Genomic DNA, 17,378 nt, shown 5'->3' with positions numbered 1-17,378 from the left:
GGCACGTTCTCCTCACTGGTTCGGTTGCTCGCCATTCGGCCGCAGGCTGTGCTTTCCTTCCCGAGCACCGCGCTGGAAGCTGTTCAACCGCCCGCGCAGCAGGTCGGCATCGCGCCGCGAGTGGTCGGGAGCATCGGTGCTGCTGCTCGCGGCGGACCGGGACTGCGGGGTGCGCCGGGGGAGGCCGGATTCGGTGTGCTCGGGGAGCGAATGGTCGGCCTCCGGCTGGTCGCCGCCGCCCTCGTTCGAGGTGTGTTCGCCGCCCTGACGATGGCGGCCCCGACGCAGTCCTTCTTGGAAGCTGGCGAACCGGTCGCGGGCCACGGCGGGGTCCCTCGGCGGCTGCGGCGGTGGCTCCGGGCGTGCGTTGTGGACGCTGCCCGCCACCAGATGCGCCTGCGGGATGCGGACCGGGAGGCCCGCAGGGGTGTAGTCCGCCGGCTCGGCGTTGGCCACCTGCTCCGCTCGGCGCTGCTCCAGGTCCGCGGTGAAGTGCCAGCTCTCGCCTTTGGGAGGTGGCGAGGAGGGGAATCTTCCTGCCACATCTGAGAGGAAAGTTCCCCTGCTGTCACAGCCGTCCCCACCCGAAGGCCACCGAGGCTGGGGTGGCTGGTTCGGGAGGCTGCGGAACCACGCCGACGACAGCGCGTCGATGACGACCGTGTCGTCGTCGTGCTCCGGGCGCTGCAGCGGGATCGAAGCGGGTGCGTCGCCTGCGGGCGAGTCGTGTTCCGGCCGAAAGAGGTGGAAGCCGTTGCGCATTCCGGGCTCGGCATCGCGCTCGGCTGCGGCCCAGTCGAACTGGTGCACCAGCGTGCGCTCGGCGGGGTCGGGTGCGCCGGGCAGCGCGGGCAGGCCGTTGGTCATCGCGGCCAGCGGTGGCAGGGAGACGAGCAGGTCGGCGGGCAACTGGACGGTGGCGTGGACGCCGGTGTCGTCGGCGCCCGCCTGCAGGTGCACGCCGATGCGGTGGCGCGTCGCGAGCCTGCCGACCACGAACAGCCCCATCCGCCGCGAGGTGGACGGGTCGATCTCGCCGTCGCTGGCCAGCCGCTGGTTGGCGGCGGTCAGTTCCGCGGTGCTCATCCCGATGCCCTGGTCGACGATCTCGATGACGATCGCGCCGTCGTCGAGTTCGAAGCCGGAGACGACCACTTGGGTAGTCGGGGCGGAGTACTGCGCCGCGTTGTCGATCAGCTCGGCCAGCAAGCGCACCACGTCGCTGGCCGCGTAGCCGACCACGCCGACGGCGGGCACCCGGTGGACGACCACCCGCGGGTATTCCTCGATCTCGGACACGGCGGCGCGAATGAGGTCGGCGGGTGAGGTGGGGTGCACGAAGCGGCGGGCCGGATCGGTCCCGGACAAGACCATGAGGTTCTCGTTGTTGCGGCGCATCCGGGTGGCGAGGTGGTCGAGCTGGAACAGCGTCTCGAGCTGGTCCGGGTCCTCTTCGTCGCGCTCGAGCTGCTCGAACAGCCGCAGCTGGCGTTCCAGCAGGCTCTGGCTGCGCCGCGAGACGTTGACGAACGAGTCGCTGTAGGCGCGGCGCAGTTCGGCCTGCTCGGAAGCGAGGTTGACGGCTTGCGTCTGCACCGCGTCGAACGCCTGCGCGACGTCGCCGATCTCGTCGGTGGTCTCCACCGGCACCCGGCGGATCATCGTGGGGCGGCGGCGCCCGGCGCGGATGTCGGTCACCGCGCGGGGGAGCTGGTGGGTGGCGGCGTCCAGGGCGCTGCGCCGCAGCAGGTCCAGCGACGCGACGAGCTGCCGCGTCACCAGGATCACCACGGCACTGGCGATGAGCAGCGCGGACAGCAGGATGACCGAGTCAACGCCGGCCAGGTCGCTGGCGGCGTCCTGCAAGGTGAAGGCGGTGTGCAGGATCCGCTGGTCCACCGCCGCCTGCAAGGCGCCGATCGCGGCGAGCGCCGTCCGCGATTGCTCCTTCCACCCGGACGGGGAGAACAGCGGCGAGGACGTCCCGGACGGTTCCTCGCCGCGCTCGGCCATCGCGAGCTGGACCGCGGATTCGCGGGCGGGCACGTCCGGCTCGGCGTAGAGCCGGTCGTAGCGGTTGCGCAGGTCGGCGCTCGCCGAGGCGCGGAACTCCTTGACCGCCGCGGTTCGGCGGGCCTCGCTGGCGGACAGCTTCGCGAGCGTGTCGCTGCTGAAGTGCCGGTTGTTGAGCCCGGTGAGGACCAGCGCCTGCTGGAGCTGGATCTCTTCGCTGATCTTGGCCAGTTCGTGCGCGGTGGTGGCCCTGGCGACCAGTTCGGCGGAGGAGATCTGGCTGATCAGCGTCCGGTCGAGCGCCATCAGCACGCCGATGACCTCGGTGTAGGAGCTGGTGACCACGTCGGGGTCGACGTCGGTGCCGAGCACGTCGCGGCGCAGGTCGGCGAGCTCGTCCAGCAGTCGTTCGGCGTCGTTCCGGGCGAACCGCACCGCCTCGCTGGCGGGGACCGCGTCGAGCGCGCTGCGGGCGGTGCGGACCGCCCGTTCGGAGGCGCGGTGGTACCTGTCGGGCTCGTCGGTCAGGAAGCGCGGCGCGGTCAGGTATTCGGCGGCCTGGCTGCGTTCCCGCTGGAGTTCCACGATGCTCGTGCGCACCGCCCCGGCGGCGGCCACGATGTGCTCGATCTCGCGGTACTCGTCGGCCCGCAGGATCTGGTCGCGGATCTGGACCACGCCCAGCGCCAAGGCGAAGACCACCGGCACTAGGACCACCGCGGTCAACTTGACCGGCAGCTTCCAGTTGCGCCACTTGGTGATCCGTTCGCGCCACGTCGGTGCGGCGTGTTCCTGGGCGTCTTCCCGGATCGCGCTCGCAGGGGAGTTGTCGAGTCCGCTGCTCACGACGCAGTCCTTTCCCGCGCGGCTGGATTTTTCGGCGGCAGCGCGTTCGTGTTGTGGGCAGTACGGGCCCGTCCGTGGTGCGCGGCGGCTCTCACCCGAGGGTCGCAGTGCGGTGCACGGGTGAGGGTTGCGTTCGGTTCCCGGGAACGGGCTGGTCTTCCCGTGATCCTCGGTCGTGCCGGATGCCGATTCTTGGCCGGTTGTCGGTTGCCGAACTTTACCCGATTGCCCGAATGCTCCTCGCGCTTCGCCGCCAAGGCGCTGACCAGCGATGATGGGTGTCCGGTGGGTGATCGGCGCGGAAGGTGTCGCGGTCGTGGAACCGGGCTGCGCACGGCGCGTGGTCGAAGTGCGAGGAAACGGGTTCCCGAATATCACCCGATGGTTGAAGGGGCGATGTCGTGATTCCGTTCCGGGGCGGAGCCCGCTTTGACTTCTTCGTCGAACAGTCCTCCGGGTGGTGGTGGAAAAAGCGCACGCGGGCCGAGGTCCAGCAGGCCGTGATGAATTCTTTTCAGCTTGGTGCGGCGATTGCCTGACGACCGGCGATGCTGACGAAGCGTGACCGCCCAATTCATCAATGTGTGTGCAGCGTCGTCGCAGGCCTCGGGAAAACGAGCATTGCTGGCTAGAATTCCGCCCTGGTCGCGGTTCGGTTCCTCCGCCCGGATGTACGTCGAGTCGGCGGTCGTGCGTCCGGGGGACGGTCGGTGCTCGGAAATGCCGTCGCGAAAGGACAGAGGAAAGGACGCATGCCCCAGCCCACCCGCACCTCGCACCGCCAGCCCGCCGACCCACCGGCGACGTTCGGCGAGATCGGCCGGGCACCGGCCCGGGATCCCGGTGCCCCGCCCGACTTCGCCGCGATCGCCGCCAGCCCAGAGTTCCAGGAGCTGCGCAGGCGGCAGCGGCGGTTCATCTTCCCGATGACCTCGCTGTTCCTGCTCTGGTACATCGGCTTCGTCGTGCTGGCGGCGTACCTGCCGGAGCTCATGGCCGTTCGCGTGGTCGGCGTCATCAACGTCGGCCTGCTCCTCGGCCTCGCCCAGTTCCTCAGCACGCTGCTGATCACCGCGCTCTACGTGCGCTTCGCGACCCGCGTGATCGACCCGCGGGTGCGCGAGATCCACCTCGAGGCCACCGGGGAGGAACCGCGGTGATCGACGCCAATCCGGTGCTCAACGCCGGGATCTTCGGCCTCTTCGTGCTGATCACGCTGTACATCGTCTACCGGGTCAGCAGCCGAGGCACCGCCAGCGACTACTTCGCCGCCGGCGGCCGGTTCACCGGTGCGCAGAACGGCATCGCGCTCTCCGGCGACTTCCTGTCCGCCGCCTCGTTCCTCGGCATCGCCGGGGCGATCGCGGTGCACGGCTACGACGGCTTCCTGTACTCCATCGGCTTCCTGGTGGCCTGGCTGGTCAACCTGCTGCTCATCGCCGAGCCGCTGCGCAACACCGGCCGCTTCACGATGGGCGACGTGCTCAGCTTCCGGATGCGCCAGCGCCCGGTGCGGGCCGCCGCGGCGGTGTCCACGATGATCATCTCGGTCGTCTACATGGTCGCGCAGATGGCCGGCGCGGGCGGACTCGTCGCCTTGCTGCTCAACGTGCACAGCGCTCAAGGGCAAGCGATCGTGATCGTCGTGGTGGGCGTGGTGATGGTCGCCTACGTGCTCATCGGTGGGATGAAGGGCACCACCTGGGTGCAGATCATCAAGACCAGCTTGCTGCTGCTGTGCGTCGTGCTGATCACCCTGTTCCTGCTCGGCAAGTTCGGGTTCGACATCAGCTCGCTGTTCCAGCAGGCGGCCGCGAACAACCCGCTCGGCGAGCGGATCCTCGAACCCGGCGCGCAGTACGGGCAGACCCCGCTGAGCCGGATCGACTTCCTCTCCCTGTCGCTGGCCCTGGTGCTCGGCGTCGCGGGGTTGCCGCACGTGCTGATGCGCTTCTACACCGTGCCCAACGCCCCGCAGGCGCGGCGCTCGGTGGTCTGGGCGACCAGCGGGATGGCGCTGTTCTACCTGTGCACGCTGGTGATCGGCTACGGCGCCGGCGCACTGGTCGGCAGTGAAGCCGTTCTCGGTGCGCCCGGCGGGGAGAACTCCGCCGCGCCGCTGCTGGCCTACCGGATCGGCGGAACCGTGCTGCTCGGAATCGTCGCCGCCGTGGCGTTCGCGACGATCCTCGCCGTGGTCGCGGGGCTGACCCTGACCGCCTCGGCCTCCTTCGCCCACGACGTCTACGCCAACGTGATCAAGCGGGGCAACGCCGAACAGGACGCCGAAGTCCGCGTCGCCCGGTGGACGGCGCTGGTCATCGGCGCGGGTTCCATCCTCGGCGGCATCCTCGTCAACGGGCAGAACATCGCCTTCCTCGTCGGCCTGGCGTTCGCCTTCGCCGCCTCGGCGAACTTCTCCACGCTGCTGTTCAGCCTGTTCTGGCGGCGGTTCAACACCACCGGCACGCTGTGGGGCATCTACGGCGGATTGGCGTCCTGCCTGGTGCTCGTCGTGTTCTCGCCGGTGGTGTCCGGCGCACCCGACGCGGTCGTGCCCGACGTGGACTTCGCCTGGTTCCCGTTGAGCAATCCCGGCATCGTGTCGATCCCGGTCTCGCTGCTGTGCGGCTACGTCGGCACGTTCGTCGGCGAGGGCGTCAGCAGGCGGCGCAGTGCTGAGATGGAGGTGCGCGCTCTCACCGGCATCGGCGCTTCGTGAGTGGCAGCAGGGGAACCTTCCTCTCATGCGTGACAGGAAGGTTCCCCTGTTGCCAGTGGTGACAGGAAGGTTCCCCTGCTGCCACCGGTGACAGGAAGGTTCCCCTGCTCTCACTCGAACAACGACCAGAGCCCGGTGAGCAAGGCTCGTATCTCGCTGGTGCGGGGAGCCGGGTGCAGGCCGTGGGTGGTGACGGGCTCCTCCACCGGTTGCTGGAGCACCAGCGTTGCCGGGCCTGGGAGCACGGTGATGTCACCGCAGGGAGGCCCGGCCGGGATCATCCGGTGCGCGGCCGCACGGGGACTGAGGTGTCCTTTCTGGTCTCCTCCGGATCCGCTCGGCGGCTGTGGCCGCCCGTCGGAGTCGGTCGTCGAGCGGGAACCGACCAGCTCGTGGGGTCCCGATCGGCACAGGTGGATCTCCGCCGGCGGTTCCCCGGTGGCGTGGGCCACTTGCGGTGGAAGCGAGCAGGCGAGCGACAGGAGGCCTGCGGCAGCAGCGCGTCGACGCCGGTTCACGTCGGGTCTCCTCGATGGCGGGCGAGTCGGCGAGAGGTTCGTGGAACATTCCGCCGAACGGGACTGTGTTGATCATGCCAACGGAGCGGTCCTGAAGTCCACGGCTCCGTGTTCAGGACCGACGGCCTTCCCGTCGCTATCGCCGCAGGTCACGTCGGGTACACCGGTCGTCGGCGGAGGCGTTATGGGTAGCCGACGGTGGGGATAACCGGTCCTTAACCGGTCACCGCCCGATGGCCGGTTCGCCGCGACCGGTGGGCTTCCGCGCGATGCGGTCCTGTGGGGTTCGCCGCGACCGTAGGCTGGCGTTCCCAACCGTCCGATCCGAGGAGTGATGTGGGTTCGGCGAGTCAGAGCCCGTGGGAGCCGGTCCGGAAGATCCGCGCCTACGAGCAGGTGATGGCACAGATCGAGCAACGCATGTTGGACGGCCTGCTGGCTCCCGGCGATCGGTTGCCCAGTGAGCGCGAACTCTCGCAGCTCCTGGGGGTGAGCCGACCGTCGTTGCGCGAAGCACTGCGCGTGCTCGAAGCGCTCGGGATCGTCGAGGTGCGCGTCGGGCGGGGACCGGATGGCGGCACCGTTTTCGTCGGAACCCCGGGGTCCGGATTCGCGAACCTGCTGCGGATGCAGCTCGCGCTCGGGCATTTCGGTGACGGTGATGTCCTGCGCACCCGTTCGATGCTCGAAGAGTGGGCGATCGTGGAAGCCTCTGCCCACGCGGGAGAGCAGGACTTCCGCGAGCTCGAAGCCTTGCTCGGCGAGATGGACGCGCCGGAGCTGACCGCGCGCGGCTTCAATCGCCTCGACACCGAGTTCCACGTCCGCCTCACCGAGGCGACCGGCAATGCGCTGGCGTCGTACTTGATGAGCTCGTTGCGCATGGCCATCCAGCGCAACATGATCGAGGCGTACGAGAAGCTGCCGGACTGGCGCCGGACGGCCAGGTCGGTGCAGGAGGAGCACCGGGCGATCCTGCACGCCGTCCGCACTGGTGACACGCAACGCGGTGTGGAGCTCGTGCGTCATCACATCATCGACTTCTACGCCGTTGGGCGGCCGTGAACCCGGTGGGAGGAAGGTTCCCCTGCTGTCACTCCACCTCGATCGCGCGCACCGTTGGTGAGGGCTGCGCGGCTGTGCGGTTCGCCGGGGTGGCCGTCAGTGCCAACGTCATGAAGGTGCTGTTCGGGCTCGGAGCGTAGTCGGCGAACGGAGGGCATGCGGTGAACCCCGCGCTGGTGTACAAGGTCCGTGCCGGCGCGAAAGCTGACATGGATCCCGTTTCCAAGCTGACCCTGGCCAGCTCGCGTTCGCGAGCGATTTCGAGTAGGTGGGTGACCATGGCCCGTCCGACCCCCTGCCCGCGTGCTGCTCGCGCGGTGTGCATCGACTTGATCTCCGCGTGGTGGTCGTCGAGCTGCTTCAACGCACCGACGGCGAGGAGTTGGCCGCCGGTGCGGTAGCTCCAGAACGTGACCGCGGGATCCAGCAGGCCGTCGAGGTCCAGTGCGTGGACGTCCTCGGGTGGACTGTGCGTGCGGGTGAACTCCCAGTGGTGCCCCAGGAACGCGCGCACGTCGGCCGCGCGAGGGTCGTCCAGCGCGATCAGGGGCTCGGGCACGCGTGGAGGTTACGAGGTCTGCGTTTCGTGCGAATCACCGATTCGAGAAGCCGGGATGCACGGTTCCTGTGGTGTCGGACACGCCGCGCAGGCGAGTGTCAGTCGGCGCCAGAAAAACGAGAACGCCCCTGCTGGCATCCTGCCTGATCAGGGGCGTTCACATGTCTTCGTTGGGCGCCCTCGGCAGGACTCGAACCTGCGACACCTGCCTCCGGAGGGCAGTGCTCTATCCGCTGAGCTACGAGGGCCCGTCGTTTTCGACGTTGACTAGCTTAGCGCACGCCTGCGGCCAGCTGTGCCGGGGGTGGGCCCTGTTGTTCGCGTGCTGCTCATCGGTGGTTTTCGTTCCTGAGGTGGCAGCAGGGGGAACCTTCCTGTCACGGATGGGAGGAAGGTTCCCCTGCTCGCGTCACTCAGGTTGCACTCATGCGTACTTGACTATATATCTTGGGGTGTCGACGAGAGGAAGTGATCATGGGGCACGGACACGGGCACGGCTCGGCTGCTGATGCGGCCAGCGCGTCGGGGCGGTACGTCACACGACTGGCATGGTCGTTCGGAATACTGCTCGTCTTCTTCGTGCTCGAAGCCGTGGTCGGCTTCATGACCTCTTCGTTGGCGCTGCTCTCCGACGCCGGTCACATGCTGACCGACGTGCTCGGGGTCGGCATGGCATTGGCGGCCATCACCGCTGCCCGCAGTTCCGTCGGGGACAAGCGGACCTTCGGCCTGTACCGGATGGAAGTGCTGGCCGCGCTGGCCAACGCCGTGCTGCTGTTCGGCGTCGCCGGCTACATCCTCTACGAGGCGATCGGGCGTTTCCGGGAACCCCCGGAGGTGGCTGGCCTGCCGATCATGTTGACGGCTGCGGTCGGCTTGATCGCCAACCTCGTGGTGTTCGCGCTGCTGCGCAGCGGCTCCAAGGAGAGCCTCAACGTGCGCGGGGCGTACCTGGAGGTGCTCGCCGACACCATCGGGTCCGTCGGGGTGCTGATCGGCGGCTTCGTGACCTGGGCATTCGGCTGGTACCTGGCCGACCCGATCATCGGTGTGGCGGTCGGGCTGTTCGTGCTGCCCCGGACCTGGCGGCTGGCGCGGCAGGCGCTGCGGATCCTGGTCCAGCAGGCCCCCGAAGGCATCGACGTGACGGAGCTCCGCGCGGAGCTCGCGGCACTGCCTGCGGTGGCTGAGGTGCATGACGTGCACGTGTGGACCCTCACGTCCGGCATGGAGGTGGCTTCCGCGCACCTGACCATCCGGGCCGGCGCAGACCACGGCGGCGTGCTGACGGCAGCGCAACGGTTGCTTTCGGAGCGGTACGAGATCGAACACGCCACCTTGCAGGTCGAACCGGCCGAGTGCGCCCGCCGTTGCCAGGAGCTGACGTGGTGACAGCAGGGGAACCTTCCTCCCACCTGTGACAGGAAGGTTCCCCTGCTGCCACCCGCCGCAAGCAGGCGAAAGGGCCGGCGCTCGGGTGGAGCACCGGCCCTTCCGGGTGGCAGGGGTGGGTCAGCCCGTGGCGAGGGGGGCGGCGTCGCGGTCGCCGAGCATCCGGCGCATGAGGTCGCTCTCGGTGGCCTGCGAGCCGAGCATGTTGGTCGCCAGGTTGCGCACGGCGGGCAGCGCGGCGTGCTGCGCGCCGTGGCGGGCCATCGCGGCGCCGCCCTCGTGGTGGCGCAGCATGAGCTGGAGGAAGTAGACGTCGAACTCGGGGCCGCGCAGCCCTTGCAGCCGGGAGATCTCCTCGCTGCTGGCCATGCCGGGCATCAGGCCGCCGCTCGGCGTCGAGGGCTGGCCCCGGTGGTGCTGGTGGCCGTCGCTGCCGCTCATCCAGGTCATCGGCGGGCCGACGGCCTGGGCGGGCTGGTGCCACAGGCTCAGCCACCCCTGCATCCGGCCGATCTGGTCGCGCTGGTTGGTCTCGATGTCGAACGCGAGCTGCCGGACGGCGACGTCGTGGCCGAACTCGCGGGCCAGCGTGGCCATGGTGACCGCCTGCTGGTGGTGGACGGTCATGTCCTGGGCGAAGCCGATGTCGACCGCGGTCGGCCGGGGCTCGGCGCGGTCCGCCTCGGGGACCTTGATCAAGAGCCCGAGGGTGGCGCCGAGCAGCAGCAGGGCCACCGCCGCGGCGACCGCGACGAAGATCCGCGCGGACAGCGGTCGCCGGGGCGGTTGCTCAGCGGCCACGGCTCACTGCCCCATGTCGCCGGCGGGGGCGGTGCCGCTGGTGGCGTTCATCGGCACCGCGTCGGGACCCGGCGGGGCGGGGTTGAAGGCGGGCGGGTCGTTGGTGTTGAACGCGCCCGGGTAGGCCTGGCAGGAGCCGCCGATCTCGGGGTAGACGCCGTGCCCGTTGAGCCGCAGCGCGGTGATGAACTGGTCGATCCGCTCGTCGTCGGCGTTGTCGACCTTGAGCTGGTGCCCCCAGGACTGCACGGAGATGGGGCTGTCCATCCCGGGGAAGGGCGACATCATGGTGTAGGGCTTGCCGTCGACCCGGGCCTCGAGCTTGGCCAGGGCGTCGGGACCGACCCGCGCCGGGTCGTAGGTGATCCACACGGCGCCGTGCTCCAGCGAGTGGACCATGTTCTCGGTGCGCACCGGCTCCGGGTAGACGACACCGGTGCAGTCGGCCCAGATGCCGTCGTGCGGTCCGCCGAACGGCGGCGACTGGTCGTAGGCGACGCGCTGGTCGGGGCGCACGTGGATCTGGCCCTGGTAGTCGACGATGGTGACGCCGGGGATGTCCTTGGACGGGTCCGGGTTCTCCGGGCTCGGCTTGAACGGCGCGCTGGCCTTCTCGGCCTCCGCCTGGGCCTGGCGGACGTCCGCGTTGTCCTGCCACCGGGTGAACACGAACCCGAAGATCACGGCCGCGAACACGACCACCACGGTGATCCCGGAGACCAGCACCCAGGGGAAGGAGCGCTGTGCGACCACCGGGCCGCGGTTATTGCTCTTCTTTGCCATGCTCGTCGGACCTCGTCTCGCCAGCCGTGTCGGGAGCTGATCACCAGTCTAGAGACCGGCGCCACCCCCGGATCCCGCCTGTGTACACCACGGTCCGCCGAAACGCGATCAGCCGTTCACCCGGCGTGTTGGACCGGCTCCGCCGCACCGCAACCCGGCCGCTGAACAGCGCGGACGCATCCTTAAACTCCGAGAGGTGACTCCTGCCGCGCTCGCTGAACTCGTCCGCACCACCGCCGTCGACGTCCTGGCCGCCCGAGGGCTGGACACCTCCGTGCTGCCGGAGGCGGTGACCGTGGAGCGACCCCGCAATCCCGAGCACGGCGACTACGCGACGAACGTGGCGATGCAGGTCGCGAAGAAGGCGGGGGTGCCGCCGCGCGAGCTGGCGGGCTGGCTGGCCGAGGCGCTGACCGACAACGCGTCGATCGCCGAGGTGGACGTCGCCGGTCCGGGCTTCCTCAACCTGCGGCTGGCCGCCGACGCGCAGGGACAGATCGTGCGCGACGTGCTCGGCGGCGCCGACGCCTACGGGCAGGCCGACCTCTACCGGGGCCTGAAGGTCAACCTGGAGTTCGTCTCGGCGAACCCGACCGGTCCGATGCACCTCGGCGGCACCCGCTGGGCGGCCGTCGGCGACGCCCTCGGCCGCGTGCTCGCCGCGCAGGGCGCCGAGGTGACCCGGGAGTACTACTTCAACGACGCGGGCGCGCAGATCGACCGGTTCGTGCGCTCGCTGCTGGCCGCCGCGCGGGGCGAGCCCGCGCCGGAGGACGGCTACGGCGGGTCCTACGTGGCCGACATCGCCGCCGCCGTGCTCGACGCGGAACCGGGCGCCCTGGAGCTGCCCGAGGGCGAGCGGCACGAGGCGTTCCGCCGGATCGGCGTCGGGCTGATGTTCGACGAGATCAAGCGGAGCATGCACGACTTCGGCACCGACTTCGACGTCTACTTCCACGAGGATTCGCTGCACACCTCCGGCGCGGTCACCGAGTCCGTGGAGCAGCTCAAGACCTCCGGGCACGTCTACTTCGCCGACGGGGCGTGGTGGCTGCGCTCCACCGAGTTCGGCGACGACAAGGACCGGGTGCTGATCAAGAGCGACGGCGCGCCGGCCTACATCGCCGGGGACGTGGCCTACCTGCGGGACAAGCGGCACCGCGGCTTCGACCTGTGCGTCTACATGCTCGGCGCCGACCACCACGGCTACATCGCCCGGCTCAAGGCCGCCGCCGCGGCCTTCGGCGACGACCCGTCGGTGGTGGAGGTGCTGATCGGCCAGCTCGTCAACCTGGTCAAGGACGGCAAACCCGTCCGGATGAGCAAGCGGGCCGGCACCGTGGTGACGATGGAGGACCTCGTCGAGGCCGTCGGGGTGGATGCCGCCCGCTACTCGCTGATCCGCTCGTCGGTGGACTCCGCGCTGGACGTCGACCTGGACCTGATCAGCAAGCGCAGCAACGACAACCCCGTGTTCTACGTGCAGTACGCGCACGCCCGGCTGTCGTCGTTGCAGCGCAACGCGGCCTCGCTGGGCATCGACCGGGGGCCGGTGGCCGAGGCCGACCTCGCGCTGCTCACCCACGACCGCGAGGGCGACCTGATCCGTACCCTGGGCGAGTACCCCCGGGTCGTGCGGTCCGCCGCGGAGCTGCGGGAACCACACCGCATCGCCCGCTACCTGGAGGACGTCGCCAGCGCGTACCACAAGTTCTACGACGCGTGCCGGGTGCTGCAGCCCGGCGACGACCAGGCGACCGCGCTGACCACCGCCCGCCTCCACCTCTGCGAGGCGGCCCGGCAGGTCCTGGCCAACGGGCTCGGACTGCTCGGCGTCAGCGCACCGGAACAGATGTAACGAGCTATCAACCGGCCTGCCCGCAGGCCGTCCGAAGGAGCGTCCGCCATGCGCGCCCATCCCGCCGGGCCCCGGCACGCCGATGTCGTGCCGCCCGGCAACACCGCTGGCCCCGTTCCGGCCACCACGCAGGACCTCGACGAGCTGCACCCCCTGGTGTGGCCGCGCGGCTGCGCCCGGAGCGAGGACGGCGCCGTCCGCTTCGCCGGGGCCGACGTCCGCGAGCTGGCCGAGGAGTACGGCACCCCGCTGTTCCTGTTCGACGAGGACGACTTCCGGTCCCGCTGCCGGGACTACGCCACGGCGTTCGGCGACCCGGCCTCGGTGCACTACGCGGCGAAGGCGTTCCTGTGCACCGAACTGGCCCGCTGGGTCGGCGAGGAGGGCCTGAGCCTGGACGTGTGCAGCGGCGGCGAGCTCGCGATCGCCTTGCGCGCCGACTTCCCCGCCGAGCGGATCACCTTCCACGGCAACAACAAGTCGACCGAGGAGCTGGCCGCGGCGGTGGACGCCGGGGTCGGGTCGGTGGTGCTCGACTCGTTCCACGAGATCGCCCGGCTGGAGCACCTGGCCGCCGAGCGCGGGGTGCGCCAGCGAGTGCTGGTCCGCGTCACGGTGGGTGTCGAAGCGCACACCCACGAGTTCATCGCCACCGCGCACGAGGACCAGAAGTTCGGCTTCTCGCTGGCGTCGGGGCAGGCCGCCGAGGCCGCGCACTGGGCGATCAAGTCGGAGTCGCTGGAGCTGGTCGGGCTGCACAGCCACATCGGGTCGCAGATCTTCGACGTGGACGGCTTCGAGCTGGCCGCGCACCGGGTGGTGCGGCTGCTGGCCGACCTGCGCGCCGAGCACGGGGCCGACGCGGTGGCGTCGGTGACCACCGTGGACCTCGGTGGCGGGCTCGGGATCGCCTACACCGCCGCCGACGACCCGCTGCCGCCCGCGGAGCTGGCCTCCCGGCTGCGCGAGATCGTCGGCAAGGAGTGCGCCGACGCCGGTTTCGAGCCGCCGCAGATCGCCGTCGAGCCGGGCCGGGCCATCGTCGGGCCGGGCATGATCACCGTCTACGAGGTGGGCACCACCAAGGACGTCGACCTCGACGGGGGAGCGGTGCGCCGCTACGTCAGCGTCGACGGCGGCATGAGCGACAACATCCGCACCTCGCTGTACGGGGCCGGCTACGACTCCCGGCTGGTCTCCCGGAGCGCCGAGGCGGGCCCGGCGCTGTCCCGCATCGTGGGCAAGCACTGTGAGTCCGGTGACGTAGTGGTGCGCGACTGCTGGTTGCCGGAGGACATTGCTCCGGGAGACCTGCTCGCCGTCGCGGCGACCGGTGCGTACTGCTACTCGATGGCCAGCAACTACAACCGGTTGCCCAAGCCGCCGGTGGTCGCGGTCCGCGAGGGCCGCGCGCGGCTGCTGCTGCGCAGGGAGACCCAGGACGACCTGCTCCGGCTGGAGGTGTGAGTGAACGTCAACCGTGAACCGATCAGGGTCGCGCTGCTCGGCTGCGGCACCGTCGGCACCGAGGTGCTGCGCCTGCTGCAGGACCAGCCCGAGGAGTTCGCGGCCCGGACCGGTGCGCCGATGCAGGTGACCGGGGTCGCGGTGCGCCGGCCCGACAAGCACCCGGAGGTGCCGCCGGGCCTGCTCACCGCCGACGCCTCCGCGCTGGTCGACGGCGACGTCGACGTGGTGGTGGAGCTCATCGGCGGCATCGAACCGGCGCGGTCGCTGCTGCTGCGGGCGCTGCGCTCGGGCAAGTCGGTGGTCACCGCGAACAAGGCGCTGCTGGCCGAGCACGGTTCGGAGCTGTACGCGGCGGCCGACGAAGCCGGTGTCGACATCTACTTCGAGGCCGCGGTGGCCGGGGCCATCCCGCTGCTGCGCCCGCTGCGGGAGTCGCTGGCCGGGGACCGGATCCACCGGGTCATGGGCATCGTCAACGGCACCACGAACTACATCCTCTCGGAGATGGACGCCACCGGCGCCGGGTACGCCGAGACGCTGGACGAGGCCGGTCGCCTGGGCTACGCCGAGGCCGACCCGACCGCGGACGTGGACGGCTTCGACGCCGCCTCCAAGGCCGCGATCCTGGCCTCGCTGGCCTTCCACACCCGGGTCACCGCCAGCGACGTGCACCGCGAGGGCATCTCCGGGGTCACCCCCGGCGACCTGGCCGCGGCCCGGCAGCTCGACCGCACGGTGAAGCTGCTGTCGATCTGCGAGCGGGTGGTGGACGAGGACGGCGGCGAGTCGGTCTCGGCCCGGGTGCACCCGGCGATGATCCCCAGCACGCACCCGCTGGCCCGGGTCGGCGACGCCTACAACGCGGTGTTCGTCGAGGCCGAGGCGGCCGGTGAGCTGATGTTCTACGGGCGCGGCGCCGGTGGTGCGCCGACGGCCAGCGCGGTGCTCGGCGACCTCGTCGCGGTGGCCCGCAACCGGGTCGTCGGCGGGCGCGGACCGCGCGAGTCGGCGCACGCGAAGCTGCCGGTGCAGCCGATGGGCAAGACCCCCACCCGCTACCACGTGAGCCTCGACGTGGCGGACAAACCCGGGGTGCTCTCGCAGGTCGCCTCGACCTTCACCGACCACGAGGTGAGCATCTCGGTGGTGCGGCAGCAGGGGCGCGGGGCCGACGCGAGCCTGGTGGTGGTCACCCACACCGCCGCCGACGAGGCATTGAGGTCCACAGTGGAAAGCGTCGCGCGGCTACCGGTGGTGCGCGACGTGGTCAGCGTGATGCGCGTGGAAGGTGAACCGTCGTGACGTCGAACATCCAGGATGCCCAGGTGCGCTCCGGGGCCGGCTGGCCGGGCCTGATCGAGGCGTACCGGGGCCGCGTCGCGGTGCCCGACGGCGCCAGGGTGGTGACGCTGCGGGAGGGCGGCACCCCGCTGGTCCCCGCCCACCACCTCTCCGAGCTGACCGGCTGCGAGGTGCACCTCAAGGTCGAGGGCGCCAACCCCACCGGTTCGTTCAAGGACCGCGGCATGACGGTGGCCATCACGCACGCGCTGGCGGCCGGCAGCAAGGCCGTCATCTGCGCCTCCACCGGCAACACCTCCGCCTCGGCCGCCGCGTACGCCGCGCGCGCCGGGCTGACCTCCGCGGTGCTGGTGCCGCAGGGCAAGATCGCCCTGGGCAAGCTCGCCCAGGCGGTCGTGCACGGCGCGAAGATCCTGCAGGTGCAGGGCAACTTCGACGACTGCCTCGAACTGGCCCGCAAGACCTCCGCCGAGCACCCGGTGACCCTGGTCAACTCGGTGAACCCGGTGCGCCTGGAGGGCCAGAAGACCGCGGCCTTCGAGATCGTCGACACCCTCGGCCGCGCCCCCGACGTGCACTGCCTGCCGGTGGGCAACGCGGGCAACATCACGGCCTACTGGAAGGGCTACTCCGAGTACGCCGAGGACGGGATCATCGGCGGCACCCCGCGGATGTTCGGCTTCCAGGCTGCCGGCGCGGCGCCGCTGGTGCACGGTCGGCCGGTCACCGAGCCGGAGACCCTGGCCACCGCCATCCGGGTCGGCAGCCCCGCCTCCTGGGACGGCGCGTCGAAGGCCAAGGACGCCTCCGGTGGGCTGTTCGCCGCGGTCACCGACGACGACATCCTGCACGCCTACCGCACGCTGGCGTCCCGCGAGGGCGTGTTCGTCGAGCCTGCCTCGGCCTCCAGCGTCGCCGGCCTGCTGGCCAGCGCCGCCGACGGCACCCTGCCCACCGGTTCGGTCGTGGTCTGCACGGTGACCGGGCACGGCCTGAAGGACCCGGACACGGCGCTGTCGGGCATGGTCGAGGTGGAGCCGCTGCCGGTGGACCCGGAGGCGGTGGCCACCGCGCTGGAGCTGCGGTGAGGGCCTCGGCCGACGCGCGGTTGCCGGTCGGCTCGGTGCGGGTCGAGGTGCCCGCGTCCAGCGCCAACCTCGGCTCCGGGTTCGACGCCTTGGCCGTGGCGCTGTCGCTGCACGACACCGTCGAGGTCGAGATCGTCGACGGGCCGCCCGGCTCGGCCCGGGTGACCGTCGAGGGGCAGGGCGCCGGACGGGTGGCCACCGACGAGCGGCACCTGGTGGTGCGCGCGGTGCACCGGGCGCTGGCCGACCTCGGCCATCCGGCCCCGGCGCTGGGCCTGTTCTGCCGCAACGCCGTTCCGCACTCCCGGGGGCTCGGGTCCTCGGCCGCCGCGCTGGTCGCGGGATTCGCCGCCGGGTACGCGCTGGCCGGGCTGGACCCGACCGCGCAGCCGGCCGCCGCCCGGGTGCTGCAGGGCGCCGCGGCGTGGGAGGGCCACGCCGACAACGCGGCGGCCAGCCTGTACGGCGGTGCCGTGGTGGCCTGGCAGCAGGACGGCCGGTTCGACGCGGTGCGGATGCCCGTGCATCCGGACGTGCACCCGGTCGCGCTGGTCCCGGACTCGGAATCGGCCACCCACACCACCCGCGGCCTGCTGCCCGAGCAGGTGCCGCACGCCGACGCCGCGTTCGCCGCGGGCCGCACCGCGCTGGCGGTGCACGCGCTGACCCGCGACCCGTCGCGGCTGCTGGCCGCCACCGAGGACCGGCTGCACCAGGCGTACCGGGAGTCGGCCTGGCCGGACACGTACGCGCTGGTCCAGCGGTTGCGCGCGGCCGGGGTGCCCGCCGCGGTCTCCGGCGCGGGCCCGACCGCGCTGGCGCTGACCTCCGGCGGCGCGCTGCCCGGGGAGGTCCCGGTGGTGGGTTTCCGGGTGCTGCCGCTGCCGGTGGACGACGCCGGCGTGCGCGTGCTGGCCTGACCACCTCCCGCCGGGAGGCCCCAGCGGGAGGGGCGGCCACC

The 17,378-nt window shown here is 71.0% G+C and carries 15 protein-coding genes and 1 tRNA gene; 10 read left to right on the top strand and 6 right to left on the bottom strand.

The window, feature by feature from the left end:
* Positions 1-12: 12 nt before the first annotated feature.
* Positions 13-2,859, bottom strand: coding sequence for a nitrate- and nitrite sensing domain-containing protein (locus tag ACQP0T_RS22935; protein ID WP_433869917.1), 2,847 nt, complete (start codon positions 2,857-2,859; stop codon positions 13-15).
* Positions 2,860-3,260: 401 nt separating this feature from the next.
* Between ACQP0T_RS22935 and ACQP0T_RS22930 the strand changes: the two genes are divergently transcribed.
* From ACQP0T_RS22930 to ACQP0T_RS22920, 3 genes are all read left to right on the top strand, one after another.
* The gene (locus ACQP0T_RS22930) at positions 3,261-3,398 is read left to right on the top strand and encodes a hypothetical protein (protein WP_433869916.1); all 138 of its coding nucleotides are present in this window, start codon (positions 3,261-3,263) and stop codon (positions 3,396-3,398) included.
* Between the two features lie 213 nt (positions 3,399-3,611).
* Complete coding sequence (locus tag ACQP0T_RS22925; protein WP_433869915.1) at positions 3,612-4,019, top strand: DUF485 domain-containing protein; 408 nt, start codon at positions 3,612-3,614, stop codon at positions 4,017-4,019.
* Positions 4,016-5,581, top strand: a complete 1,566-nt coding sequence (locus ACQP0T_RS22920; protein ID WP_433869914.1) for a solute symporter family protein — start codon at positions 4,016-4,018, stop codon at positions 5,579-5,581. Before ACQP0T_RS22925 ends, ACQP0T_RS22920 begins: the two co-directional genes overlap by 4 nt.
* A gap of 110 nt (positions 5,582-5,691) precedes the next feature.
* Here ACQP0T_RS22920 and ACQP0T_RS22915 read toward each other — a convergent pair whose 3' ends face one another.
* Positions 5,692-5,826, bottom strand: coding sequence for a hypothetical protein (locus ACQP0T_RS22915; protein WP_433869913.1), 135 nt, complete (start codon positions 5,824-5,826; stop codon positions 5,692-5,694).
* A 672-nt stretch (positions 5,827-6,498) separates the two neighbouring features.
* Here ACQP0T_RS22915 and ACQP0T_RS22910 point away from each other — a divergent pair.
* Entirely contained in the window at positions 6,499-7,164 is a 666-nt protein-coding gene (locus tag ACQP0T_RS22910) for a FadR/GntR family transcriptional regulator (RefSeq protein ID WP_433869912.1), read from the top strand.
* A 28-nt stretch (positions 7,165-7,192) separates the two neighbouring features.
* Here ACQP0T_RS22910 and ACQP0T_RS22905 read toward each other — a convergent pair whose 3' ends face one another.
* A complete protein-coding gene (locus tag ACQP0T_RS22905) occupies positions 7,193-7,723 on the bottom strand; it encodes a GNAT family N-acetyltransferase (RefSeq protein ID WP_433869911.1) in 531 nt (176 codons plus the stop codon).
* Between the two features lie 175 nt (positions 7,724-7,898).
* A tRNA-Arg gene (locus ACQP0T_RS22900) sits at positions 7,899-7,971 on the bottom strand.
* Between the two features lie 226 nt (positions 7,972-8,197).
* On the opposite strand from ACQP0T_RS22900, the gene ACQP0T_RS22895 reads away from it, so the two are divergent.
* On the top strand, positions 8,198-9,115 hold the full coding sequence (locus tag ACQP0T_RS22895; protein ID WP_433869910.1) for a cation diffusion facilitator family transporter: 918 nt from the start codon (positions 8,198-8,200) through the stop codon (positions 9,113-9,115).
* A gap of 120 nt (positions 9,116-9,235) precedes the next feature.
* Here the strand turns inward: ACQP0T_RS22895 and ACQP0T_RS22890 are convergent, their stop codons facing one another.
* Positions 9,236-9,916, bottom strand: coding sequence for a DUF305 domain-containing protein (locus ACQP0T_RS22890; protein ID WP_433869909.1), 681 nt, complete (start codon positions 9,914-9,916; stop codon positions 9,236-9,238).
* Positions 9,917-9,919: 3 nt separating this feature from the next.
* Positions 9,920-10,699 (bottom strand): DUF3105 domain-containing protein, encoded by a 780-nt coding sequence (locus tag ACQP0T_RS22885; protein WP_433869908.1) that lies wholly within the window; start codon positions 10,697-10,699, stop codon positions 9,920-9,922.
* 196 nt (positions 10,700-10,895) lie between these two features.
* Here ACQP0T_RS22885 and argS point away from each other — a divergent pair, with 196 nt between their 5' ends.
* The 5 genes from argS to thrB are packed head-to-tail and all read left to right on the top strand — an operon-like array spanning position 10,896 to position 17,337.
* Complete coding sequence (gene argS, locus ACQP0T_RS22880) at positions 10,896-12,557, top strand: arginine--tRNA ligase (RefSeq protein ID WP_345367626.1); 1,662 nt, start codon at positions 10,896-10,898, stop codon at positions 12,555-12,557.
* A gap of 48 nt (positions 12,558-12,605) precedes the next feature.
* Positions 12,606-14,024: a diaminopimelate decarboxylase gene (gene lysA, locus ACQP0T_RS22875; protein WP_345367628.1), complete on the top strand. Its 1,419-nt coding sequence runs from the start codon at positions 12,606-12,608 to the stop codon at positions 14,022-14,024.
* Positions 14,025-15,329 carry a homoserine dehydrogenase gene (locus ACQP0T_RS22870; RefSeq protein WP_345367630.1) on the top strand — a complete coding sequence of 435 codons (1,305 nt, stop codon included), beginning with the start codon at positions 14,025-14,027 and terminating at the stop codon, positions 15,327-15,329.
* Positions 15,326-16,417: a threonine synthase gene (thrC, locus tag ACQP0T_RS22865; RefSeq protein WP_433869907.1), complete on the top strand. Its 1,092-nt coding sequence runs from the start codon at positions 15,326-15,328 to the stop codon at positions 16,415-16,417. The genes ACQP0T_RS22870 and thrC overlap by 4 nt, the downstream gene beginning before the upstream one ends.
* Positions 16,414-17,337 (top strand): homoserine kinase, encoded by a 924-nt coding sequence (gene thrB, locus ACQP0T_RS22860; RefSeq protein WP_433869906.1) that lies wholly within the window; start codon positions 16,414-16,416, stop codon positions 17,335-17,337. Before thrC ends, thrB begins: the two co-directional genes overlap by 4 nt.
* Positions 17,338-17,378 lie beyond the last annotated feature (41 nt).

Origin of the sequence: Saccharopolyspora sp. CA-218241 (genome assembly GCF_050954615.1) — a bacterium.
GTDB lineage: Bacteria > Actinomycetota > Actinomycetes > Mycobacteriales > Pseudonocardiaceae > Saccharopolyspora > Saccharopolyspora cebuensis.
Note: the sequence above shows the minus strand (reverse complement) of the source record. Positions and strands in the feature narration are given on the sequence as shown.